At 31.3% G+C, this 25,402-nt stretch carries 23 protein-coding genes, 2 tRNA genes and 2 riboswitches; of the genes, 11 read left to right on the plus strand and 14 right to left on the minus strand.

Going from position 1 to position 25,402, the window contains the following annotated elements; genetic code table 11:
- Positions 1-2: 2 nt before the first annotated feature.
- Positions 3-770, plus strand: a complete 768-nt coding sequence (gene trpA / locus N5D90_RS10040) for a tryptophan synthase subunit alpha (protein ID WP_280062360.1) — start codon at positions 3-5, stop codon at positions 768-770.
- A gap of 62 nt (positions 771-832) precedes the next feature.
- On the opposite strand, the gene N5D90_RS10045 is transcribed toward trpA, so the two are convergent.
- Both N5D90_RS10045 and tyrS read right to left on the minus strand, forming a co-directional pair.
- Positions 833-3,097 carry a family 20 glycosylhydrolase gene (locus N5D90_RS10045; RefSeq protein WP_280062361.1) on the minus strand — a complete coding sequence of 755 codons (2,265 nt, stop codon included), beginning with the start codon at positions 3,095-3,097 and terminating at the stop codon, positions 833-835.
- Positions 3,098-3,231: 134 nt separating this feature from the next.
- Positions 3,232-4,527 (minus strand): tyrosine--tRNA ligase, encoded by a 1,296-nt coding sequence (tyrS, locus tag N5D90_RS10050; RefSeq protein WP_280062362.1) that lies wholly within the window; start codon positions 4,525-4,527, stop codon positions 3,232-3,234.
- Positions 4,528-4,656: 129 nt separating this feature from the next.
- Between tyrS and N5D90_RS10055 the strand changes: the two genes are divergently transcribed.
- The 3 genes from N5D90_RS10055 to N5D90_RS10065 are packed head-to-tail and all read left to right on the plus strand — an operon-like array spanning position 4,657 to position 7,649.
- Positions 4,657-5,559 carry a CorA family divalent cation transporter gene (locus tag N5D90_RS10055; RefSeq protein WP_280050043.1) on the plus strand — a complete coding sequence of 301 codons (903 nt, stop codon included), beginning with the start codon at positions 4,657-4,659 and terminating at the stop codon, positions 5,557-5,559.
- Positions 5,560-5,565: 6 nt separating this feature from the next.
- The gene (locus tag N5D90_RS10060; protein ID WP_280062363.1) at positions 5,566-6,567 is read left to right on the plus strand and encodes an NAD-dependent epimerase/dehydratase family protein; all 1,002 of its coding nucleotides are present in this window, start codon (positions 5,566-5,568) and stop codon (positions 6,565-6,567) included.
- Positions 6,568-6,581: 14 nt separating this feature from the next.
- Positions 6,582-7,649: a diphosphomevalonate/mevalonate 3,5-bisphosphate decarboxylase family protein gene (locus tag N5D90_RS10065; protein WP_280062364.1), complete on the plus strand. Its 1,068-nt coding sequence runs from the start codon at positions 6,582-6,584 to the stop codon at positions 7,647-7,649.
- Positions 7,650-7,913: 264 nt separating this feature from the next.
- Here the strand turns inward: N5D90_RS10065 and N5D90_RS10070 are convergent, their stop codons facing one another.
- Positions 7,914-8,816, minus strand: coding sequence for a ketopantoate reductase family protein (locus tag N5D90_RS10070; RefSeq protein ID WP_280062365.1), 903 nt, complete (start codon positions 8,814-8,816; stop codon positions 7,914-7,916).
- Between the two features lie 88 nt (positions 8,817-8,904).
- Positions 8,905-10,059, minus strand: coding sequence for a hypothetical protein (locus N5D90_RS10075; protein ID WP_280062366.1), 1,155 nt, complete (start codon positions 10,057-10,059; stop codon positions 8,905-8,907).
- A 190-nt stretch (positions 10,060-10,249) separates the two neighbouring features.
- On the opposite strand from N5D90_RS10075, the gene N5D90_RS10080 reads away from it, so the two are divergent.
- On the plus strand, positions 10,250-11,677 hold the full coding sequence (locus N5D90_RS10080) for an amino acid permease (RefSeq protein WP_280062381.1): 1,428 nt from the start codon (positions 10,250-10,252) through the stop codon (positions 11,675-11,677).
- A gap of 68 nt (positions 11,678-11,745) precedes the next feature.
- Here the strand turns inward: N5D90_RS10080 and trxA are convergent, their stop codons facing one another.
- Together trxA and N5D90_RS10090 are read right to left on the minus strand one after the other, a co-directional pair.
- Complete coding sequence (trxA, locus tag N5D90_RS10085; RefSeq protein ID WP_084106970.1) at positions 11,746-12,102, minus strand: thioredoxin; 357 nt, start codon at positions 12,100-12,102, stop codon at positions 11,746-11,748.
- Between the two features lie 234 nt (positions 12,103-12,336).
- Complete coding sequence (locus N5D90_RS10090; protein ID WP_280062367.1) at positions 12,337-12,975, minus strand: suppressor of fused domain protein; 639 nt, start codon at positions 12,973-12,975, stop codon at positions 12,337-12,339.
- A gap of 488 nt (positions 12,976-13,463) precedes the next feature.
- Between N5D90_RS10090 and N5D90_RS10095 the strand changes: the two genes are divergently transcribed.
- Genes N5D90_RS10095 through N5D90_RS10110 form a run of 4 tightly spaced genes read left to right on the plus strand, consistent with a single transcriptional unit; the run spans position 13,464 to position 14,981 of the window.
- Positions 13,464-13,862, plus strand: coding sequence for a hypothetical protein (locus N5D90_RS10095; RefSeq protein ID WP_225541428.1), 399 nt, complete (start codon positions 13,464-13,466; stop codon positions 13,860-13,862).
- A gap of 7 nt (positions 13,863-13,869) precedes the next feature.
- Complete coding sequence (locus N5D90_RS10100) at positions 13,870-14,295, plus strand: hypothetical protein (protein WP_280062368.1); 426 nt, start codon at positions 13,870-13,872, stop codon at positions 14,293-14,295.
- Positions 14,296-14,301: 6 nt separating this feature from the next.
- Positions 14,302-14,736, plus strand: a complete 435-nt coding sequence (locus N5D90_RS10105) for a hypothetical protein (RefSeq protein ID WP_280062369.1) — start codon at positions 14,302-14,304, stop codon at positions 14,734-14,736.
- 32 nt (positions 14,737-14,768) lie between these two features.
- On the plus strand, positions 14,769-14,981 hold the full coding sequence (locus tag N5D90_RS10110) for a hypothetical protein (protein WP_280062370.1): 213 nt from the start codon (positions 14,769-14,771) through the stop codon (positions 14,979-14,981).
- Between the two features lie 251 nt (positions 14,982-15,232).
- Here the strand turns inward: N5D90_RS10110 and N5D90_RS10115 are convergent.
- From N5D90_RS10115 to N5D90_RS10125, 3 genes are all read right to left on the minus strand, one after another.
- Positions 15,233-15,305 (minus strand) — tRNA-Met (locus tag N5D90_RS10115).
- Between the two features lie 6 nt (positions 15,306-15,311).
- Positions 15,312-15,384, minus strand: a tRNA-Met gene (locus N5D90_RS10120).
- A 149-nt stretch (positions 15,385-15,533) separates the two neighbouring features.
- A complete protein-coding gene (locus N5D90_RS10125; RefSeq protein WP_280062371.1) occupies positions 15,534-16,685 on the minus strand; it encodes a hypothetical protein in 1,152 nt (383 codons plus the stop codon).
- A gap of 86 nt (positions 16,686-16,771) precedes the next feature.
- Positions 16,772-16,912, plus strand: a riboswitch (cobalamin riboswitch).
- A gap of 116 nt (positions 16,913-17,028) precedes the next feature.
- Between N5D90_RS10125 and N5D90_RS10130 the strand changes: the two genes are divergently transcribed.
- Together N5D90_RS10130 and N5D90_RS10135 are read left to right on the plus strand one after the other, a co-directional pair.
- Positions 17,029-17,442: an acyl-CoA thioesterase gene (locus N5D90_RS10130; protein ID WP_114998110.1), complete on the plus strand. Its 414-nt coding sequence runs from the start codon at positions 17,029-17,031 to the stop codon at positions 17,440-17,442.
- Between the two features lie 119 nt (positions 17,443-17,561).
- The gene (locus N5D90_RS10135; RefSeq protein ID WP_280062372.1) at positions 17,562-18,938 is read left to right on the plus strand and encodes a tryptophanase; all 1,377 of its coding nucleotides are present in this window, start codon (positions 17,562-17,564) and stop codon (positions 18,936-18,938) included.
- Between the two features lie 40 nt (positions 18,939-18,978).
- Here the strand turns inward: N5D90_RS10135 and N5D90_RS10140 are convergent, their stop codons facing one another.
- The 5 genes from N5D90_RS10140 to N5D90_RS10160 all read right to left on the minus strand — a co-directional run bounded on the left by N5D90_RS10140 (position 18,979) and on the right by N5D90_RS10160 (position 25,056).
- Positions 18,979-20,412 (minus strand): M28 family peptidase, encoded by a 1,434-nt coding sequence (locus N5D90_RS10140; protein ID WP_280062373.1) that lies wholly within the window; start codon positions 20,410-20,412, stop codon positions 18,979-18,981.
- A 125-nt stretch (positions 20,413-20,537) separates the two neighbouring features.
- Positions 20,538-21,020, minus strand: coding sequence for an inorganic diphosphatase (locus N5D90_RS10145; protein WP_038336778.1), 483 nt, complete (start codon positions 21,018-21,020; stop codon positions 20,538-20,540).
- A gap of 30 nt (positions 21,021-21,050) precedes the next feature.
- Positions 21,051-23,588 carry a DUF5686 family protein gene (locus tag N5D90_RS10150; protein WP_280062374.1) on the minus strand — a complete coding sequence of 846 codons (2,538 nt, stop codon included), beginning with the start codon at positions 23,586-23,588 and terminating at the stop codon, positions 21,051-21,053.
- A 76-nt stretch (positions 23,589-23,664) separates the two neighbouring features.
- On the minus strand, positions 23,665-24,642 hold the full coding sequence (locus N5D90_RS10155) for a pyruvate dehydrogenase complex E1 component subunit beta (protein ID WP_114998120.1): 978 nt from the start codon (positions 24,640-24,642) through the stop codon (positions 23,665-23,667).
- A 159-nt stretch (positions 24,643-24,801) separates the two neighbouring features.
- A complete protein-coding gene (locus tag N5D90_RS10160) occupies positions 24,802-25,056 on the minus strand; it encodes a TM2 domain-containing protein (protein WP_114998123.1) in 255 nt (84 codons plus the stop codon).
- A 174-nt stretch (positions 25,057-25,230) separates the two neighbouring features.
- A riboswitch (cobalamin riboswitch) is annotated at positions 25,231-25,374 on the plus strand.
- The last annotated feature ends 28 nt before the right edge of the window (positions 25,375-25,402 follow it).

Raw genomic sequence — 25,402 nt, forward strand, 5'->3', positions numbered from 1 at the left:
AAATGAACAAATTAGAGCAATTATTTAGTCAAAAAAATAAAAACCTCATTACAATATACACAACAGCTGGGTATCCGAATTTATCGGATACCCCTGTTATTTTAAAAGAATTAGATCAAAACAATGTTGACATTATCGAAGTCGGTATTCCATATTCTGATCCTTTAGCTGATGGTCCAACAATACAAGCTACAAGTGAAAAAGCGTTAGCAAATGGAATGACATTGGATATTTTGTTTGAGCAATTAAAATCAGTTCAAAATGAAATTTCTGCGCCGATTGTTTTGATGGGTTATTACAACCAAGTAATGACATTCGGATTAGAAAAATTCTTACAAAATTGTCAAGAAAGTGGAGTTTCAGGCTTGATTTTACCTGATATGCCGTACGAAATTTACTTGACGCAACACAAAGAATTATTTGAGAAATACGATCAAAAAATTACATTTTTAATTACACCTTTAACAACAGAAAAACGCATTAAAGAGATTAATGATGCAACTTCTGGATTTGTTTATATCGTTTCGAGTTCAGCTACAACTGGTGCTACACAATCTAATTATAATGAAGATTTTTTGTCAAATGTTAAAAATTTAGGTTTAACAAAACCACATCAAATAGGATTTGGAATTTCGACAAAAGCTGATGTAGAAAAAGCTTGGAATTACGCAGATGGAGCAATTATCGGAAGTGCTTTTTTACGTGTTTTAGAAAATTCGAATGGAAATCTTTCTGGAGCAATTAAAGATTATCTTTCAGAATTGAGATAAAAAATAGTCAAACCAAAAAGCAAGCTACAAGAGCTTGCTTTTTGGTTTGACTATTTTTGTGTTTATTCAACCGAAATTTCATCAATAAATAACCATGCCTTATTTCCTGCACCAGCTTGTCCATCTGGAATTATTCCTAAATTTTCAATCACAAGCTTAAGATATTTGGCTTGTTGTTTTTGTAAATCAATCTTCATTATACCATTTGATTTTTCGATTTCAGAAGATGAAATAGTTTTAATTTCTTTAAAATCTTTTCCATTATCCGAAATCAACACTTTAACAGATTTCGGAAGATAAATCCAACTTCCTTTGCGATCTAAGGTAGAAAATTGAATAGTAGAAAACTCCATTTTAGTTCCGAAATCTATTGTTGCAATCACATCTTTTCCAGAAAAACCTAACCACGATTTACCATGATTTTTAAGACTTCCTTTTATTCCATCCACCAAAGTAGATGCTCCACCAACCGAATATGCCTCAGCAGGTTGATGTTCTAATGTAATTTTTTTAGCAGTCGATTTCGTAATTACAAAATCCTGAGAAGTTGTTGCGCTTACTTTTTTTCCATCTTCAAAATAAGCCGATTTTACAGTTTGAGATTTCGTAATTTCTAACGGTTTTTGATACACATTCGAATTAATAGTTGGCTCTGAACCATCTGTTGTAAAACGAATTCTTGAAGGTTCATTCGCCGAACTCAACTCATATTTTATCTTTCCATTTTGCTCAACAGAAGCCTTTCCATCCACTTCATAAATTGCCGTACTATGTTTGATTCCTTTTTCATCTAAAATCGCAAAATGACGAATTACACGATTCTCAAAATTCTTGTATTCATCAGGTTTTGAAGTTCCCCAAGCAACTTCAGAAAGTGCCATCATACGTGGAAAAATCATATGTTGAATATGCGGAAAATCTAAAATATATTCTGTCCACAAATTCCCTTGCGTTCCCCAAATATACTTTGCTTCTTCTTCCGTCAATTCTTTCGGAATAGGATTATAGGCATACACTTTTTGCAAGCGTAAATTTCCACCAATAGACAAAGGTTCAGTTTCAGGATTTCCTTGATAATAATCAAAATAATTGGTAGAAGTTGGCGTCATAATTGCCTTGTGTTTTGTTTTCGCTGCATGAATTCCCCCTTCAATTCCTGTCCAACTCATCACCGTTGCATTTGGTGCTAAACCTCCTTCAAGGATTTCATCCCAACCAATAATTTGCTTCCCTTTACTATTGATGTATTTTTCCATTCTTGTGATGAAATAACTTTGCATATGCAACTCATCTTTGATATTCAGTTTTTTCATCAAATCTTGCACAAAAGCACTTTCTTTCCAGCGTTTTTTTGGTGCTTCGTCACCTCCAATATGCACATATTCGTAAGGAAAAAGCGGAATTACCTCATCCATTACATCTTGCAAAAACTGAAAAGTTTCTTCTTTTGGACAAAAAATATCTTCCGAAACTCCCCACGTTTTCCACACTTCCAACTTCTCATCTGTACAACCTAAATTAGGATAAGCCGCCAACGCAGCCTGCGCATGACCTGGCATTTCGATTTCTGGGATAACATCTATATGCAATTTAGCCGCATAAGCCACCACCTCTTTTATCTGCTCTTGCGTGTAAAATCCACCATATTTTTTATCATCAAATTTCATATCCGAATACGCACCAACCTGCGATCCGTTTCGCCAAGCCCCAACTTCTGTTAACTTCGGATATTTCTTGATTTCAATTCGCCAACCTTGATCATCAGTCAAATGCCAATGAAATTTATTGTATTTGTAAACCGCCAAATAATCCAAATAATTCTTAACCTCATCAACCGTAAAAAAATGACGACAAACATCTAAATGCATTCCGCGATACGCAAATTTTGGTTCATCTTTTATTTTGAGATAAGGTAATTTGAGATCTTTTTTATGTTCTTCGATTAATTGTAAAAGCGTTTGTATTCCGAGAAAAATCCCTCGATTTGTAGGCGCAGCAATCGATATTCCATTTTGATTAATATCCAATTCATAATATTCTTCACTACGGTTTTCTGGTCCAGCTAAGTAAATTATATTAATTGTATTATCGAAATTGTTAGAAGTAGTTTTCGTTAGATTTTTTCCCGAAATTGATTTGAATTGTTTCATCAAATAATCTATTTCAGGAAAATTTGGATCTGGATTAATCGTGATTTTATTTCCTAAAACAAAAGTTCCTTTCTTCAATTCTAATTGTTGAGGTTGAGGAATAAAACTATTTTGAGCAGAAACAAAATTGGAAACCGCAAGTGTGGCTAATAGAGAAAAAAATGAAAGTTGTTTCATGTGTTAATTTTTGATAATGACTAAGATAAACTTGTTTTATCAAATAACAACGACGCAACGAGCAAAACATTCAAAATAAAAAAGCAAGCTTAATTCAGCTTGCTTTCTATTTTGGAAATGTTTTATCTAAAAAATTATTCAACGATTAAGATGAAATAATTCTTTTTACCTTTTTGTAATAAAACGTATTTATCTGCGATCAAATTTTCTGTTGTTAACACAAATTCTTCCGCTACTTTTTCTTTGTTTACAGAAATTGCGTTTGCTTTCAATTCACGACGCGCTTCTGAATTTGATTTTAAGAAACCAGATTTTTCAGCTAAAGCAGTTACAATATCCAAACCAGCTTCTATGTCAGCTTTTGCAACTGTTGCTTGAGGCACACCTTCGAAAACTGATAAGAAAGTATCTCCATCTAATTCTTTCAAATCTTCTGAAGTTGATTTTCCGAATAAAACTTGAGATGCTTTTTCTGCTTTGCGTAATTCTTCAACACCATGAACTAAAATTGTAATTTCAGTTGCTAATTTACGTTGTAATTCGCGTAAATGTGGCTCTTGACGATGACGCTCGATTAAATCATCAATTGCTTCTTTTTCTAAGAAAGTATAAATTTTGATGTAACGTTCAGCATCTGCATCCGCTTGATTTAACCAAAATTGATAGAATTTATAAGGAGATGTACGGTTTTTATCTAACCAAATATTTTCACCACCTTCTGATTTTCCAAATTTAGTTCCGTCTGCTTTAGTTGTTAATGGACATGTAAAAGCAAAAGCTTCACCTTGTACTGTACGACGAATTAATTCTGTTCCAGTTGTGATATTTCCCCATTGATCAGAACCTCCCATTTGCAATTTTGCACCTAATTCTTTGTACAAATGCAAATAATCGTATCCTTGAATCAATTGATATGTAAATTCTGTGAAAGACATTCCGACATTCGATTCAGAAGAAAGTCTAGATTTTACAGAATCTTTCGCCATCATATAATTTACAGTAATGTGTTTTCCGACATTACGTGCAAAATCGATGAACGAAAAATCTTTCATCCAATCATAGTTATTAACCAATAAAGCTGAATTTCCATTATTCGTATCAAAATCTAAGAAACGAGATAATTGTGCTTTAATTCCAGCAACATATTTATTCAATGTTTCTTCGTCTAATAAACTTCTCTCTGCCGCTTTACCAGTAGGATCACCGATAAAACCAGTTGCACCACCAACCAAGGCGATTGGACGATGACCGTGACGTTGCAAATGAACCAATAAGAAAATAGGAACCAAACTTCCCACGTGAAGAGAATCTGCTGTAGGATCGAAACCTACATAACCAGAAGTCATTTCTTTATTTAGTTGTTCTTCTGTCCCTGGCATAATATTGTGAACCAGTCCTCTCCAAGTCAATTCTTCAATTAATGGATTCATAGTATTTTAATATATTTTTTATCTAATTTTTACAAGATACAAAGTTATGATTTTTCAGTTGATTATAAATGATCTGTCAAAATAAAACTTATTTGATATATTTATTTAAAATTTGAATAAAAGGAATACATGCAAACACTTTTCGAGAACGAAAAATTCAAATGGATTAATTTACAAAATCCTACAAAAATTGAGTTAAATGAAATTGCTACAAAATATTGTTTTCAGAAATTAACGATTGAAGATAGTTTGGAGCCTGGACATTTACCTAAATATGAATCAGATGATTCAAAAGTTTCGTTTTTGTTAATTCGTTTTTTTGATAAAGAACACCGTATGTTGAAAAACACTGTTCGAGAATTTAGTCACAAAATCAGTATTTACATCGGAGCAGATTTTATTGTGACTGTTCATCAAAAGGAAACGGATATTTTTGAAAAAATTCAGAAAAAATATTTAGCTAATACTGATCCTTCTAAAATCATTATCAAAGGAATTTTGTATCGTATTATTTCCGAAACCATCAAAACGTATGAAGAACCAGCATATCAAATGGACGAAGAAGTCAATCAACTCGAGCATTTGATTTTTACAGATGATTTTAGAAAAATTAAACTTCCTACCTTATATAAAATCAAACGAGAAGCCACAGCTTGCAAAAAAATATTAGATTATACACTTGAAGCACTGAAAGAATATCGAGCGGATAACAAAAAGACAAGTTCATCACAGGATTTGTACGAAGAAAACGTAAAAATGTTACACTTGCATTCACAAATTGTAGATGACGTACAAAGTTTGTTAACAATTTATCTTTCCTTAAATGGACAGAAATCTAACGAAATCATGCAAACGCTTACCGTTTTTTCTGCATTTTTCTTACCCTTAACTTTTATCGCTGGAATTTATGGAATGAATTTCGATTTCATGCCCGAGTTAAATTACAAATTAGGCTATCCAATTTGTTTACTTGTCATGTTATTAGTGGTAATTTTTATTTACTTTTGGTTCAGGAAAAAAAAATATTTATAATTCAGTATGATTTTCGTAACGGGAGGAACAGGTTTGGTTGGCGCGCATTTGTTGGTAGAATTGGCAAAAAAGCAACAACCTATTCGTGCCTTAAAACGAAAAACATCTAACACAGCAACCATCGAAAATTTTTTTGCGGAACAAAATGCTTCGCAATTTTATCAATTTATTCATTGGATTGATGGTGATTTGTTGGATGTTACTGAACTTCCAAATTTATTAGACGGAATCGAAACAATTTATCACGCTGCGGCTTTTGTTTCGTTTGATGAACGTCAAGAAGAAGAAATTTTCAATACAAATATTTTAGGAACTGAAGCTTTGGTAAATGAAGCGATTGATTCTGGCGTGAAAGAATTTTTCTTCATCAGTTCTATTGCTTCGATGGATGATTTGAATCCTGCAACTAAAATGATTGACGAACGTTCTGGTTGGAACAATAGCTTGACACATTCTTCTTATTCTATATCAAAATTTAGAGCAGAAATGGAAGTTTGGCGTGCTTCACAAGAAGGGATTAAAGTTATTATTGTTAATCCTGGTGTAATCATCGGAACATTGGATACTAAACGTGCAAGCGAAAGTTTGTTTCAACAAAATTCGTCAAAAAGCGATTATGCTCCTTCGGGCGGAACTGGTTTTGTTGATGTTCGCGATGTCGTGAAGATTTTTTTAGAATTAATTAATCAACAAGTTTACAATCAAAAATTTGTGGTAATTTCTGAAAATAAAAGTTACCGAGAAGTTTTTGATTTTGTTTCGATTAATAGCAAACGTTCAGTTAAAAATGTTTCGAATACAACCTTGAAAATCATTAAAAATCTATCTATTTTTAGTCGAATTTTTGGTGGAAAATATATGACAAAAGCGAATTATTATTCGTTAACAAGTTATACCAAATACGACAATTCTAAAGTTAAAAACTTGCTTCAATACGAATTTATTCCAATCAAAGAAGCAATTGATTATCATTATAAACGCTTTCAAAAGCTGAATTCTACAAAATAGTTTACTTTTGTTTTATGGAACAACAATTCATTTCAACACTTTCAATAACTGCTTCAGAATTAAAATCAGGAAGCGTTTCTGCTAAAAGTCCATCAAATATTGCGTTGGTAAAATATTGGGGAAAAAAGAAAAATCAAATCCCTACAAATAGCTCTATCAGCTACACATTAACAAATAGCTACACAGAAACTGAATTAAAATTTTCGCCAAAAACGTCAGATACTTTCGAAGTTGAAGTTTATTTGGAAGGTGAATTGAAAGAAAGTTTTGCTCCAAAAATCATTACTTTTTTCGAAAGAATTACAACATATATTCCATTTTTGAATCAATTCAAATTTGAAGTTCACACACATAATTCTTTTCCACATAGTTCTGGAATTGCTTCTTCAGCTTCGGGAATGTCGGCAATGGCTTTGTGTTTAGTTCAAATTGAGAATATTCTTGGCGCTAATTTATCTGAAAAGGATGCTTTGAAAAAAGCTTCTTTCTTGGCTCGTTTAGGCTCTGGAAGTGCTTGTCGTTCGGTTTACAAAGGTTTGGTTGAATGGGGCGAAAATGATTTTATTGAAGGGAGTTCAGATTTATTTGGAACAAAATATCCTGATGCTGAAATTCATGATGTTTTCAAAACTTTTCATGATACCATTTTATTGATTCACGAAGGTCAAAAATCGGTTTCTTCTACTGTTGGACACAATTTGATGAATGGACATCCATACGCAGAATGTCGTTTTGTGGAAGCAAACGAAAACTTGAAAGCATTATTGCCAATTTTAAAATCTGGCAATATCAAAACATTTGGAGAATTGGTAGAACACGAAGCGTTGACATTACACGCGATGATGATGATGTCGAATCCTGCATTTATTTTGATGAAACCAAACACAGTTGCAGCTTTAGAAAAATTGTGGGAATTCCGTCGTGAAACAGGAAATCATTTGTATTTCACTTTAGATGCTGGTGCAAATGTACATTTATTATATCCTGCGCAAGATGCGGAAGCCATTGAAATCTTCATCGAAAATGAACTGAAACAATTCTGTCAAAACGGAAATTATATAAAAGATAAAGTGAGTTTTTAATCGCTTCTAAAACAAAAAAGCAAGCTACAAGAGCTTGCTTTTTTAGTTTGACTATTTTTGTCATGTTGAATTCATTTCAACATCGCATATTTTATGAGAATCTGAAACAAGTTCAGATTGACAACGATTTCTTTTAATTTTTTATCTATCATCCCAAAAATAACCAAACTCAAAAAAACACTCATTCCTATAACAACGATAATATTTCCTAAAGAAATTTCAAATAAAAAAGTAATCCAAAATTGAATGACTTTATGACTATTTTTAATATGTTTCTTCGATTGATTTTACCATATTATAAATGAACTCGTTGTAAGGTGTCGGAATATTATATTGTTTTCCTAAACTGATAATTTCGCCTGCAAATTCATCCACTTCCGAATATCGTTTTGCTTCGCGATCTTGTAACATCGAAGTTTTACCAAATTCATCCACAATTTTCATCGTAGATTTCATTCGATCCACTTCTTCTTGACCAATTGCAACTCCATGCGCATTCCCAACCGCAAGAACTTCGTTAGAAATCATATCCATTAACAACTCGAGATGCTCATTGGTACGAAATTGTCCATATGGAAACTCCAATAAAAACGTCAATTGATTTCCAACAACATTCACCAAATATTTCGCCCACTGCGCTTTCTGAATATCATCCGATAATTGATTTGGAATTTCAGCATCATTCATCAATTCATGTAAATCGACTAATTTATCATGGTTGATTGAATCCATTTTCCCAAAAATAATTTTTCCTATACTCGAAAACGTCACGCGATTATCAACTTTTACCGCATCCATGTACGCAACAGCATTCACTACACGATTCCATCCAAAATGATCTGCCAAAACACGTTCAGAAGAAATTCCGTTCATCAAACTTACAATCATTGTGTTTTCACCAACAAAAGGCTTCATATCTTCTATCGCTTGCTGTAAATGCGAACTTTTAACGACTAAAAATATATAATCTGGATAATTATTCTCCTCGATTTTTGTGACATAATTAAAATCATACGCTTTATCATTCACAAAAATTTGCGATTTTTGGTATCGATTTTTTCGCTCTTCATCTACAATTACACTTACAATTTCTGGATTATATTCATAAAAACTCGCTGCATATTTTGCTCCTAAAGCTCCCAATCCAAGAAAATAAATTGATTTCATTTTTTTGTTATTTAGAAGATAAATTTAAAATAAAATCTACAACATTTATGAATTTAAGTCTGTGAAAAATATAACATTTCGGCTTTAATCAATTTTGATAAACCTTAGACAACTCTTTTGGATTGAGATACAAATAATAAATCAAATTACGCAAATCATCAAGATTTGAATTAGAATCTACAGCTATTTCATTGTCTTTTTGAAAATTCTTTTTAAAAACATCGTACAATTGATTTATTTTCTTCCAATTATCTTTTGCAGCAATTTTTTCAACAGATTTATTGTTCGCCGATTTCGCTAATTGCGAAGGCGTTTTCTGAATCGCATCAAATAAAACATATAAATTATTGACATGATTGATATAATTGTATGTTTCGTTTACAGCAAAATAATTCAGAAGAATTTTCTCTTCATCCGAAATTTTCAAGCTCGAAATTAACTTCATTTCCTCACCCAACCATTCATAAGCCGACAATCCAATTTGAGAAGCATTTGGCGTCACAACCATTCTTGGAATTGGTTCTGCATTTGCAATTTTATTTAAAATAAATTCTGTTTTTTGATTCAAAACATCCAATCGATTATTTGCTGGAGCAAGACATTTCAAAACATAATCGCAATTATATCCTAACGTGATTATCTCCTCAAGTTCAGAAAAAATATCGGCAGAAGTATCATTATTGAAACTCTCAAAATTTTGCAAACAATTATCTTGGTATTTCTCTTTAAAATCATTCATAGAAGAATAATCTTTTTTATCATCCTCCCAAATAAGATTAAAATTATAAGCAAAAACATTCACAAATTGCATCGTTTTACTTTGAGGATTTTCATCAACAAATTTTTGATACACTTCTACTTTAGGAGATTCTGTATCATAATCATCCATCAACGCAATCAAAAATCGTTCATTGATTGGAGTTTTCGTTCCAAATTTCTTTCCAACAGATTTTTTAAATTTCTCTTTATAATCAACAAAATATGATTTCTGATTATCATTTACCACAAAATAAACTTCGAGTTCAGAAAGAAGCCCAACTTTTTTGCCTAATTCGATATTATTATCCAACAAATATTTTTCGAAAGTAGAATAATCAATTCCTTTTTCTTTCGTTTTTTCTAAAATCGTATCATCAGGATAAGCTCTCGAACCAAAAGGCAAAGAATACAAAAAAGGACCATCTGCAAAAAGTTGAACAGAGGTAAATAGAGTCAATAGAAAAGTAAAAAGTAGTTTTTTCATAAGGTTGATTTTTATAAAATTAGAAATTTTATTGAATATTTTTTCAAGTTTTAGATGATTTAACATGAATAAAAAAGCGTTAGAAATCATTTTCTTAATATTAATTCAAACAAGACAATTCTTCAAATTGTTCTTTTTAAAAATAGTTTTTACATATATTTAACAAATTAATACATCACACGTGAGTCAAATAAAAAATACCGAGGAAAAAGAATTGCAAAGAGGTCTTACAAACCGACATATTCAATTGATTGCTTTAGGTGGCGCGATTGGAACTGGTTTGTTTTTAGGAATTGGACCTGCCGCTGTTTTAGCTGGACCATCTGTTATTTTAGGTTATGCAATTGCAGGAATTATTGCGTTTTTCATTATGCGTCAATTAGGAGAAATGGTTGTTAACGAGCCTGTTTCTGGAAGTTTCAGTCATTTTGCTTATAAATATTGGGGATCTTTTGCCGGATTTGCATCTGGTTGGAATTATTGGATTCTTTATGTTTTGGTAAGTATGTCCGAACTGACTGCGATTGGAATTTATGTGCAATTTTGGTGGCCAGAAATTCCATTATGGGCGTCGAGTTTGTTCTTTTTTATCGTTATTAATGCATTAAATTTAGGTTCAGTAAAAATGTTTGGTGAAGCTGAATTTTGGTTTTCTATCATCAAAGTTATTGCGATTATTGCAATGATTATTTTTGGAGCTTACCTTTTAATAAGCGGAACTGGAGGTGAACAAGCAACAATACAAAACCTTTGGAACAATGGAGGTTTTTTCCCTAAAGGTTGGTTATCTGGTAATAGTGAAGGTGGTTTTAGCGGATTGTTTGCCGCAATGGCTCTTATTATGTTCTCTTTTGGAGGTTTAGAATTGATTGGAATTACTGCTGCTGAAGCTAAAAATCCAGAAAAAACAATTCCAATAGCAACTAATCAAGTAATTTATAGAATTTTAATCTTCTATGTTGGAGCATTAATTATCTTATTTTCGTTAGCTCCTTGGGAAACGATCACGGATAAAAGTAGTCCTTTTGTGATGGTTTTTGAGAATTTGAATCATTTGAAACTAAATATTTTTGGTAATACGATTGATTTTTCAAAATTAATTGCAAACGCACTAAATATTATCGTTTTGACAGCGGCTTTATCAGTTTACAACAGCTCTGTTTACAGTAATAGTAGAATGTTGTATGGTTTGGCAGAGCAAGGAAATGCTCCTAAATTCTTGAAAAAATTAAACAAAAATCACGTGCCTGTTATGGCGATTTTAGTTTCATCTTTTTTCGCTGCAATTTGTATTTTGATTAATAAAATAATTCCAGAAAACGCTTTCCATGTATTGATGTCTTTAGTGGTTTCTTCGTTAGTAATTAACTGGATTATGATTTCGATAACACATCTTAAATACAGAAAACAAAAGAATTTAGAGAACACAAAAACATTATTTCCATCTTTCTTGTATCCTATCAGTAATTACATTTGTCTAATTTTCTTATTTGGAATTTTAGTAATTATGTGGTTTACAGGACTTAAAATTTCAGTAGAATTAATTCCAGTTTGGTTGATCTTCCTTTACATCGCTTATCGAATTGTAAAAGAAAATAAAAAGAAAAATTCTTTATAAGAAGAAACAAAAAATCCGCTCAATGAGCGGATTTTTTAATCGACTTTGGTTGCAAAGCAAACCTATTTTTAAATATATTTTTTGATTTCTGTCACCAATTGTTCTTTTGGTCGTGCTCCACTTTGTTTCCATAATAATTCACCATTTTTGAAAATGGCAAAAGTCGGAACTCCTTGCACTTGATATCGTGCAGCTAAATCTTGATATTTATCAACATCCACTTTTAGGATTTTGACATCATCTCCCAATTCTTCTTTCACTTGTTGCAAAACTGGACCCATCATTTGACAAGGACCACACCAAGTTGCAAAAAAATCTAACAAAACTGGTTTATCTGAATTAATAATTTCTTCGAAAGTCATTGTTTTTGATTCTTCTTTGTTATTTGATTGATTTTTATTTCGGTTGAATAAATTTTTAAACATCTTTATTTTTTCTTCTTAAATATACTAAAAAAAGCACTTCCGAAGAAGTGCTTCATAATTAGCTTTACTAATTATTAACCTAACCTATGAAAAATTTATTCTACTGTTAGTGCTACTAACATTTAGATATAATCAAAACAAATACCAAGTTTAAAATACTGACAATCTGTTTTTTACATTTAACATAATTTAAGAAATAGGTTAACGTAAATATGTTTTATTTTAGAAATTCTACTATAATTCACACACAAATTTTGGATTAACTGACTTTATTTCAGCTATCACTGACATTATTTCTTCTTTGGTTGAATTATCTTCCAATCTTTTCAATTGTTCCGAATTCAAACCAATCATTTGTATAAATGTAACTTTTCCATGTGGCGTATCAATTTCATCTAAATCGTCATCCTTGATAAAAGCCAAACCAACAATGTCCGTTTCCGAATCTGTACGAATTGGTCCTCCTAATGGTAAAAATTGGTATTCATCAAACCAAACTTTAGTTTCATTGACAAATCGACCCAAGTTATTCATCAGCTGAACTACCCAGAAAGGATCTTCTCCGTTGTCATCTTTTACAGGTTTTACACGAAACGAAAATTCAAATCCCCATTTACTAAATTCTGCTCCTACACTTTCTTCCGAATAATATAAATGCGACATTCCATAGCTCACCAAATGATAATAACCGTTCACATCAAATACAGCCACTCCATCAATTGGATCATCTCCACCTTGAAACGACATTACTTGTGGCGAATAAAATCTTGGTTCTAAAGTTCCATAGACTTCTTTTAAACGATTTTCGATTGCAATCGCACCAACAGCTTGATCTGATTTATATTGTTTTTTATATTCTTCTACATTCATCATACAAAAATAGTTTATCCAAATTAATTCGAGAAGTTAAGACATAAAAAAAGAGAGTTTCTTGTTAGAAACTCTCTTTGTAGTCGTTTTGAAGAGCACAAAATGTTCTACCAAATACTTATAACTTCTTTATACTCTTCTTTGATCTTTTACGATTTTAGAAAAATATTTTTTGATCATAAACTATTATTGAATAGGTAATTTTTCCTATTTTTACTGAGTTACGTTTTGGTTACTTTTGTAATATTTCGTAATATTCAAGAAAAGAAAAAAACTCATTATAGAAGGTGATAATATAAATGAGGATTCTTGATGACAAAAAATAATATCTATCATAAAGATATTGTAGATTATAATTCAGATAATGGAAATTTGACCTTGCATTCGAGAAATCCTAAATCGAAGATTTTACGATTAATCTAAATGATGTGTACCGGATCTTCTATATTATAAAACGAACTTTTTAAAAAAAATATTATAAAACGCTAATTATGAATAATGTTGACAAATTGGATGATATTATGTATAATGAAATTGAATCATTAGAGGATAAAAAATGGTATAAGTATGAATTTGAAAAGAGTAAATTTAAAATAAAAAAAAACAATAACAATATAAAAGTGTTGCCTTATGTAAATTTTTGGTTACGTGCTATTTTTATCGCATTGTTTATAGTTTCTTTCAACATACTTGTAGATTATTTTTTGGAGAAAAGTATTGAAGAAGTTTCTCATAGTCAAAAATATCTTGAATTCATTGATAGGTATATTATAGTTTTTGTAATACTAATTTGTTGTATAATTAATTGGTTGTTCATTGTGGCTAATAAAGATAATGTATATGATAAATTTTGTTCTTTGTTAGAAGAAAAGGGTTTTAAAGTAAGTTAAATAAATTATGAATAGTAATAATGATATATGGATAGTACAGAGAATATTACGCTATATTCTTGCATTAATATTGGGAGGAGTTGTTTTTTTATTAATTTCTTTTTTAGATATTCTATTTATAGAAAAAATATCACCACAATCATTAGAAATTTTATTAGGGAATTATGTAATGCCATTTATAAAAGGTTTTATTTACACTTATGTAGTAATGAAAATTTCTATAGGTCAAAAAGGTAGAATAATAATGGGTTTAATATCTGTATGTTTTATAATTTTTTTTATTTTGGGTAGTTATTATTATGAAATTCAAAATCTACCAATATTTTACAGATTGTTAGGGAATTATACAACAATTATAGGTTCATTATTGAGTTTTATTATGGGATGTAAATTTTTAACTGATAAAAAGAAACTTAATTCGACTGTAAATTAAATAAATATGAAGAAAATTTTATTATTGATACCTATTTTGCTTTTGATTTCTTGTGGAGATAGTCAAGAGATAAAAAAAGATAAAAGTAAAGATGTTAAAACTAATTTAGACACAAGTTTTTTGGACAAGGTTGATGAAGATAAAATAGCATTAATTTCAGTAATATATAACGTTCCTTCTAAAAATGTGAAATCTATAATAATTAATTTTAATAAAAAATATGATTACTTATTTTGGAATAATATTAATTGTGATGCTGAGTGTTATGTAAAAATAATTAATGAAATTTCTACAGAAATTAATTTGCCTAAAGAAAAAGTTTCCTTAATTATTTTCAAATATAGATTTTCATCTGAGTATATTGAAAATTATGATCTTGATGATGGATCTTCTTCAGACGTAGATTATCCTTATACTTCAGATTATGATAATTTTAGGTAATGATCAAAATAGAGGGTATTTAAAGAAGGTTTATGAAAAATAAAGAAATATTATATTCTGCAACTGCAATAGTAATTGCTTTGATATTTTGTATTACTTATTATTTTGTGAAAAGTGATATTTCTAAAAATAATAGATATCAATTTAGTAGTACTGGTCATTTGGTATTAGATAAAAAGACAGGAGATGTTTTTACTTTTAGAAATGAGAAAAAAGTAAAAATGCAGGAAGGTGAAAGCTATTAAATTCTTGTCAAAAATCTAACTAAAAATCCATATTAAAAAACGATATAAAAATAGGTGTAAAAATGGGTTAAAAAATGTATGCTTTTAACTATTATTTACAAATGATAAAAACGCTATTAAGTTTTCGCTGTTTAGCGTTATATTGTTTTTTATATTCTTCTACATTCATCATACAAAAATAGTTTATCCAATCTTAATTCTCAGTTAAAGACATAAAAAAGAGAGCTTCTTGTTAGAAACTCTCTTTGTAGTAGCGAGGACCGGACTCGAACCGATGACCTTCGGGTTATGAGCCCGACGAGCTACCTACTGCTCCACCTCGCGATTTAGTAGCGAGAACAGGACTCGAACCTGTGACCTTCGGGTTATGAGCCCGACGAGCTACCTACTGCTCCATCTCGCGTTATTGGACTGCAAATATACGTTCATTATTTAAAATACCAAACATTATTCGAAATTATTTTATTTTATTCGGACAGAAAACAAATAAAAACTACATAAATCACTATAATAAAGTAATTTATGCAGTTTTAAATATTTTAAAATTATTTTTTAATTAACTTTAATTGGTGGATGATTTTCGATAAAATCGATTGCTAAATCTGCACTATCTGTTAAAAATAGTAATTCCTTATATGGTTTTCCTATTGCTAATTGATGCAAAACTGAATAAATCGCTGTATCTTCTACATATCTTTTCTTGCTCAAAAAAATCATTGGACTGTAATATCCGGAAGTTCCATAATGATTTTGAGCTGCTTCCTGAAAAATTTCTTGTGTCGTTCCTGCACTTCCAGGCGCATAAACTAAACCAAATAAGCTAATTGTTAACAACATATCTTCACGAATACTATTAGAAAAATATTTCGCAATATTCGTGGCAAATAAATTACTTGGCTCGTGACCATAAAACCATGTTGGAATTGCTAAACTTTCAGCACCATTTGGGTAGATTTCTAAAACCTTCTGTGCATTAGTCATATAATTTTTTGCCAAGTATTCGGTTCTTTGATCATCAATAAAATCTAAATCTGCTAAAATATTAATCGCATTCATCAAATCTTCATCTGCATAGTTTGCCATATAAGCTCCTAAATTAGCTGCTTCCATAATTCCAGGACCTCCACCAGAAACAACAAAATATCCTTTTTCAGTTGCTAATTTCGCCGCTTTCGCTGTTTCATTATAAAACTCAGAATTGCGTGCAGTAGAATGTCCGCCCATAAAGCCAACCACTTTTTTCTTCGTCATTCCATTGTCATCATATTCCAAAATTCGACGTAAACCATCATCAATAGACAAATCGTGTAAACGTTGCGCCAAAGCTTCTGAAACAGACGGATTATACTTATGCTTTTTGAAATGTTTATAAATTTTAAGATCGATACTTTGGTCATGATTTGGATCATAACCTTCCATCAACTCTTGCCAAGTGTACAATTTTCCACGATATGGATTATATGGAACTGATTCAAATTTTGGATAAACAAACGCTCCTTTTTCGATTAAATAGATTGCTTCATGTTGTTTAAACTTACATCCCAAAAACGATGTATTGCACAAATTATATTCTTCCCAATTGATTTCTTGACGCAAAAAATTAACATCTTGAACTACTTTATCGGTTAAATCTTTGGTTTGAGAAACTAATTCATTCCATTCTTTTAGGTTATGAACTAAATCTTTGATTGGTTTTATTTTCATTCTTATTTCTTACTTCATTAAAATTCGGAAAAATGAATTTACACGAATTATTCCAAACCAACGAATTCGGCACAATAAATCTGTAAATTTTCATTTTTCTAATTTATATTTGCATCAAATTCGTGCTCAACTTAATGGGAAATCGTGTGCAATTCACGAACTGTCGCGCAACTGTAAATCAATGTTTTTGACAAGTCAGAATGCCACTAAATTGAGTTAATAATTAATCAAAAACTTTCGCGAAAAAAGTAAAAATTATGTTCTATGAAATCATCAAACCACCACAAAAAAACATTATCAACTCAAAAATTAATGAAGAAAAGTAACGTGTAAATATATGATAATGGAAGTGGAAAAAACACCAAGAGAAGAGTTGATCGAACAACGTATCATCAATTCTGAAACTCGCATTTTCAAAGCTGTTTTTCCTGGAGATACAAACCACCACAACACAATGTTTGGAGGATCGGTAATGTATTTGATGGATGAAATTGCTTTTATGACAGCAACTCGTTTTTGTCGCAAACCTATTGTTACAGTAAGTAGTGACAAAATTGATTTTAAACACTCAATTCCCGCAGGAACTATCGTGGAAATGGTAGGAAAAGTAGTACGTGTAGGACGCTCAAGTTTGGATGTACAAATTGACGTTTTTATCGAAAGTATGTATCGTGACGGACGTGATAAAGCGATTTCGGGAACGTTTACATTAGTTGCAATTAACGAAAACAAACGACCAGTTCCTGTTATTGACTAACACGAGCTATAGAAAATTTTTAATCCTTTATCTTTTTGATAGAGGATTTTTTTATGATTTTCAATTAATAATTGATAATATTCTAAAGGTTTCTTAGTTTTACATTAAACACAAGAAAAATGGAATTACCTTTTGCCGAACCATTTCGCATAAAAATGGTCGAAGAAATTTATCAATCTACTCGAGAAGAACGCGAAAAGTGGATCGAAGAAAAAGATTACAACCTATTTAACCTAGAAAGCCACAAAGTATTTATTGATTTATTAACTGATTCTGGAACTGGAGCAATGTCCGACAAACAGTGGTCTGCAATGATGACTGGAGACGAAAGCTATGCTGGTTCTCAATCTTTCTTAAAACTGAAAGAAACCATTAATACCATTACTGGATTTGAGTTTCTTCTACCTACGCATCAAGGTCGTGCAGCGGAAAATGTATTATTTTCAGCTCTTGTAAAAGAAGGTCATGTTGTTCCTGGGAACTCGCATTTTGATACAACAAAAGGTCACATCGAATTTAGAAAAGCACACGCAATTGATTGTACTATTGATGAGGCTTTTGATAGCGAATTGATTCATCCTTTCAAAGGAAATATCGATTTACAAAAGTTAGAAAATGTCTACAAAGAATACGGGAAAGAACAAATTCCATTTACATTAATCACTGTTACATGTAATTCTTCTGGCGGTCAACCTGTATCAATCGAAAATATTCGTCAAGTTCGTGAATTGTCTAATCAATATGGAATTCCAGTCTTTTTTGATGGCGCTCGTTTTGCAGAAAATGCTTATTTTATCAAAGAAAGAGAAGAAGAATTTAAACATAAAACTATTAAAGAAATTGTTTTAGAAATGTTTTCTTACGGAGATGGAATGACGATGTCTGCGAAAAAAGATGGTTTGGTAAATATTGGTGGATTTATTGCACTGAACAATGAAGAGCTATATAAAATTTGCGGAAATTTCGGAATTATTTACGAAGGATATTTAAGTTATGGTGGTTTAGCTGGACGTGATTTAGCAGCTTTAGCACAAGGTTTGCAAGAATCGACAGAATATTCTTATTTACAATCGCGTATCAAACAAATTGAATATTTAGGGAATAAATTAATTGAATTTGGAATTCCAATTCAGCAACCAATCGGTGGACATGCTATTTTTGTTGATGCAGTAAAATTTTTACCAAATGTAACACGTGAAGAATTTCCTGCACAAACTTTGGGAATCGAATTGTACAAAGAAGCTGGAATTCGTGGTGTAGAAATCGGAACTATTTTGGCAGATCGTGATCCTGAAACGAGAGAAAATCGTTATCCAAAATTAGAATTATTGCGTTTGGCAATTCCTAGGAGAACTTATTTTCAAAGTCATATGGATTATATTGCAGTAGCTTTGAAAAATATTTTTGATCGCAGAAACGAGATTAATTCAGGTTATGAAATTTCGTGGGAATCAGAAATTTTAAGACATTTCACTGTAAAATTGAAAAAGAAATAAATAAAAAATCCTTCAGAATTTCTGAAGGATTTTTTTGATATTACCATCTCCAATCGCCCGAAATACGAAGTGGAGTTTCTAAATTTCCTTTGATTAAGGCTTCTTTTATTTCTTGCTCGTTCCAACGTTTTGAAGGGATTTCTTTCAAATTACTCAAACGATACAATAAATAGGTTTCCAAAATCACATTATTTTTCAAACCAATTTCTTCGACATAATCAAATGTATCGCAATTTGCGTGATAACAATTTAAAGCACCTTTTGTAAATTGACTATCCGAAAGCCCAATAATAGGCACGCCTTGCAACATAAACGGTTGATGATCTGAATGTAAATCTACACTCGCAAATGTTTTCAATTTAAAATCTGGAATCACTTTTTGCACATCATTCGCATAATCAGTTAAAATGGGCAAATTACTTTCCATTGTCGAATAATACGACTTTGGATTTGTTGTCATATCCATGTTCGACATTGCTTTAATTTGATTGATAGAACCATCTTTCAACGCTTGATTGACATAATATTTAGAACCTATCAAACCAACTTCTTCGCCCATAAATAAAACAAATTCTATTGTTCGATCATTTTGAAGATTTAACTTCTTGTACGTTCTCGCAATATCCATCACAGAAAAACTTCCAACGCCGTTATCAATTGCTCCTGTAGCCAAATCCCAACTATCTAAATGTCCTCCAAGAACTATTTTTTCGTTTGGAAATTTAGAACCGATTTTCTTTGCAATAATGTTGCGACCTTTCATTTGTCCAACATCATTTTTCATTTCGATTTTAGCAATTTCTTTTCCTTTTGATAGATTTTCTTTAATTTTCAATCCATCTTCTAAACTGATATTAATCGCAGGAATTTTAATAATTTCTCCCGTTACAGAAGCCGTTCCTGTCAATAGAATTCCTCCAGCAGGGCGATTAAACAAGATAATTCCTTTCGCTCCGTACTTTTCTGCTAAAGCTGTTTTTTCGGAACGATGTAGATTTTCTATTTCTTTTGGCGTTCCATCCAACAAACCAAGCGCAGCAAAAACAATCTTTCCTTTTACTTTATCACCAATCTTTTTGTAATCTTCTTCAAGTCCATTTCCTAAATCAATCAATTCTCCCGAAAGACTAACATTTTCTGGCGAATGCGCCAAAGCAACGGCTTTTATAGGTTGATTATTGATTTTTAAATCTAAACTTCTACGATTCCATCCGCTAAATGTAAACTCTTGAAAAGACACATCATAACCATACGAACGCAACAAATTTGCTGCATATTCTTCTGCTATTCGTCCATTTTCTGTTCCTGTTGCACGATGTCCGATTGTTTCGGTTGCTTTTTTTAATTGTTGATAAGCTTCAGAATTTTGTTGTACTTCTTTGTTAATCAAGTCTAAAACTTGTTGATTAGTTTGAGCAGATAAACTCATGGTTGTAGAGATTAAACCTAGTGTTAATAAAAATTTCGATTTCATGTGTGAGTATTTCTATAAACTTAAAAATGTTTTTGGAAATAGTTGATAGAATGGGAGGAAAATTTAATCAAAAAAAATAGTCCTCAAAAAATGAGGACTATTTATATGAAATTATAAATTATTTCTTAATGAGCTGGTACGAAACGCTCTCTTGCATCTTGCAATAATTGTTCTGCTTCTGCTTTATCACCGTACCCTTCAATTGTTGTTGTTTTATTTTCTAAGTCTTTATAAACTCTGAAAAAGTGCTCAACTTCTTTCAATGTATGAGGATTCATATCAGTGATGTTTTCTAATTGGTTCCATGTTGGATCAGCAACTGGTACACAAATTAATTTTTCATCTTGTCCTTTGTCATCAGACATTTTAAGAACACCGATTGTTTTTACTTCGATTACACATCCAGGAACAGTAGGTTCTGTTAAGAAAACTAATACGTCAATTGGATCTCCGTCTAATCCTAATGTATTTTCTACGAAACCGTAATCAGCTGGGTAGAACATTGGAGAGTATAAAACACGATCAAAACGGATTCTTCCTGTTTCGTGATCCATTTCATATTTATTGCGAGATCCTCTTGGGATTTCAATGATTGCATCAAAAGTCATTGTAATATTCTTTTTTTTATTATGTATTTTCTAAAAATTCCAATCTAAACCGATTGTGATGCCAAATTTACGAACATCTGGCAAATTATTATAATTTCCGCGCCAATTAAAATCAACACGTATTGGTCTAATGTTTCCAAAACCAATGTTTTCGATCCCAAACCCGTATTCGTAGTAGATTTGTTGATTTGGTGCAAAATATTCTATTGTCGAACGATTAATAGCTTTACTTTTCTCAGAAATGTCTCCGTAAGCCGCTCTCAAGAATCCAACTTCTCTTAATTTTAATTTTTTGATTAACGGAACTTTGTTCAAAATCCAACCGTTAAAATGATGTTCCCAGTTCATCGTTACATATTCGTCTGTTACAAATTCATAATAATCTAATTGTGAAAATGTACCATAAACTTGTCCGTAACTCTCATTTCCAGGTAACGCACTCATTAATGATAAAGGAACACCTTGAAATGTTTTTCCAGCTTCAACTGTCATTAATGATTTACCAAAAGATCCAATCAAAATTGGTTGTGTATATAAAAATTGTAATTTATCGTATTCAAAATCTGAATTAATAACGCCTTTCAACCCTTTTGTATAGCGCAACATTAACGTGGGTGCAAGTGTTGTCATTTCGTAACGATCAATTCCATATTGCGAATATTTTGCACCTGGACGAGCAATTACCGAAACACTTACACTTGAATTTGTTAAAGTTTCTTTAATCTGACCATTTTTTTCATATCCAATCGAAAAATGTACTGCATCAGCTGGTTTGATCAATTGATAATTTCCATCAACACGAAACGTTACATTTTTCCAAGGCTCTATCGACGCATACACATTTGTCAAATTATTGTTACTCAAAAATGTATTATCTCCTTGATTGATGATTGATGACGAAGCAAAACTACGGGTCATAATTCCGTCAGAAGCCGTTAACGTTGCAGCCAATTGTTCTACATCACGTTTTGTTCCGATACCGACTTGAAAACGATTATATTTATTGAACATGTAACGAAAATCTGCTCCATATTTGAATTTATCATCTCGAAAACCATATGCCAAGAAACCTTGCGCACGCCACATATCATTTTGCGAAAAATATGTACGAGCTCCAGCTCTCAAACGGAATCCTTCGATTTGGTTGTATCCAAAAGATGAATATAAATTCCCGATATCAATTGCATTTCCAACATTGTAATATCCAGAACCAAAAATCTCGATTGCTTTCACAATATTATTGAATTTTGGTACTTTATTTAATTGTTCTAATGTTTCGTAAATACCTTCTTGATCTTTCGTTAAAGCTTCAGGACGATTTTCTGCCCAAAACTGATTATCTTTTTCGTTAAGCGTAGCTTTTGCTGGATCTAATTTCTCGTAATAAAAAGCTTCGGGATGTGTTGTATCGAAATCGTAATTGTAATAATTCACCGTTTTATGCGCAAAAATTCCTTTCGCACTTTCTTTTTTACTCAACAACGACATATCCAACATCGCGTATTCTTTCTTTGGATAAAAAATAGAATCGTTTGGAATATCATATTCTAAATTCATGAAAATATTACGTACAAAATTCACGTTCATTTCTTTCGTTGTTTCCATTACAACCTCTTTCACCGCATAAGCATCTTTCGAAATATATAATTCTCCTTTAAATGTCAATTCACCTTCGCGACGTGGATAATATTTGATTCGATAAGATTCTATTCCATCTACATCAATAGTATCTTTCAATTCGTAATCATAAACCGCGAAACCATCTGTAGCAATTGGACTCACAAATTTAATATCTAAAATATTGATACGATTATCATAAATATCAATATCACGGAAAAGATTTTTTACCGTAGAAGCTACCACTTCATTTTTCTCGAAACCTGATGTCTTATTTGCAATTAATTCGCGACGCTCTTTTATTGAAGGTTTATTAATTCCCGCAACATTGTAAATTGACTCATTCAAGAAAGCTGGTAAATATGTTTTTCCATTAATAGAAGAAGTATCTACTTTCTCGAAAACAAACTCCATTCCTTTAAAAATCTTACGTTTCATAAAAGTTGAATCGATATTACTAATATCAAATTGCAACTTTTCGTATTCGTCGTACTGATAATGAGGAGCTAATTTTAGCCCATTTTTCTTTTTACGCTTCCATACTTCACGTAAAATAGCATACGCTGGATTTTCTTTCTTTTTAAGACGTTTTTTCTTTGCCGAAACAACCGCAGTTTGTAAATCTACCGTTCCATCATCTTCTTCTGAAGTATTGTCTTCTGCTAAAAATAATTGAGCAATAAAATTATAATCGATTTTATTCTCGATTACATAATCAGAAGTTTCATATCCATTTTTTGATACGACAATTTTATTTGTATTCGAACTAGATTCGATATAAAAAGTACCATCAGAGTTTGATGTTGCACTTACTTTAAGTTCTGGTAAACGAATATCTGCGTAAGGAATAGGCTTCTGAGTTTCAGAATCGATTACCTTTCCTTGAATTTTTACTTGCGCGTGCACAGACGCTAAAACAACTATAAAAAAAACTGTTATATAACTTTTCATCAATTAGATTTGGTTAAAAAAATAAAGCCTAGCAAAATGTGTGCTAGACTTTACAAATATAGTTTATAAATCTTAATTATTTATACATCACAGCTTTTACAGCTTCAACTACATCTTTTGCATTAGGAATCCAAGTCTCATACAAGTTTGGAGCATAAGGCGCTGATGTATCTTTTGTTGTGATACGTTTGATTGGTGCATCTAAATAATCGAATGCTTTTTGTTGAACCATATACGTAATTTCTGAAGCAACTGAAGCGAAAGGCCAAGCTTCTTCTAAAACTACCAAACGATTTGTTTTCTTAACAGATTTGAAAATTGTATCATAATCTAACGGACGAACTGTACGTAAGTCAATTACTTCAACAGAAATTCCTTCTTTTGCTAATTCATCAGCAGCGATGTAAGCTTGCTTAATAATTTTCCCGAAAGAAACTAATGTTACATCTGTACCTTCACGTTTGATTTCTGCTTTACCAATTTCGATTGTGTATTCTTCATCTGGCATTTCCATTTTATCCCCATACATCTGTTCAGATTCCATGAAAATAACTGGATCGTTATCACGAATTGCAGATTTTAATAAACCTTTTGCGTCATAAGGATTTGAAGGAACAATTACTTTAAGACCTGGTACATTTGCATACCAATTCTCAAAAGCTTGTGAGTGTGTTGCACCTAATTGTCCTGCAGAAGCAGTAGGTCCTCTAAATACAATTGGACAGTTGAATTGTCCTCCTGACATTTGATAAATTTTTGCAGCGTTATTGATAATTTGGTCAATAGACACTAATGAGAAGTTGAATGTCATGTATTCTACGATTGGGCGACATCCCGTCATTGTAGATCCAATTGCGATTCCAGAAAAACCAGCCTCTGCAATTGGTGCATCAATTACACGTTCTGCTCCAAATTCGTCTAACATTCCTTTCGAAGCTTTGTACGCTCCGTTGTATTCTGCTACTTCTTCTCCAATTAAAAATATAGATTCATCGCGACGCATTTCTTCACTCATTGCCTCTGCGATTACTTCTCTAAATGTTTTTATAGCCATTTTATGCGATTTCGTTCTTTATTATATTTTTTCCTAAAGCAAATGTAATAAAAAACTTGCGAATTATTTAAAACGAATTCATTCAATAAAAAAATCCCAAAATAATCTAAAGTTATTTTGGGATCGAAAAATATTTAAAAAAGAATGTAATCTCTATTTTTAGAACCAGCCTTTGTGTCCTTTTACATAAGTTTCATCAAACTCTTCATCAGATTTTGTTAAATAAATAATTCCTTCAATTAATCCTGTAAGAGAACCTACCGCTCCGCATGTAACAAGACTTAAAATTAATTGAATTGTTCCTTCTTTTGTATATCCTAAATAAAATTTATGTACAGCGAAAACGCCTAAAATAATTCCTAAAATTCCGGCAATAAGTTTTTTCTCTGATTTGTACGGTTGATTGTTTTCCATAGTTTTTAAAGTTTAAATAAATAATTGTTTTGTTGGTTACAAATTTAATTTGTCCATCTTTCTTAAAAATCACTAGATATAATGATTTTGAATATTGTACAAATAAAATAAATCTGATCTTAATTTAAGGTTAACGATTTAACAATCTACTTATTATAAAATCAATCGCTTTTCTTTACATTTGCACAAAATGGTGCTCAACGAGTGAGTTAAAAGGGAATTTGGTTCAATTCCAAAACTGTCCCCGCAACTGTAAATTCTAACATACTTTTTGTAAAAGAATAAGTCAGGAAACCTGCCATTGCTAACAAATTAATAGAAAATGTTTTCGGAGGAAAAACAGATT

Origin of the sequence: Empedobacter sp. GD03797, assembly GCF_029842105.1 — a bacterium.
In the GTDB taxonomy this organism is placed as follows: Bacteria; Bacteroidota; Bacteroidia; order Flavobacteriales; family Weeksellaceae; genus Empedobacter; species Empedobacter falsenii_C.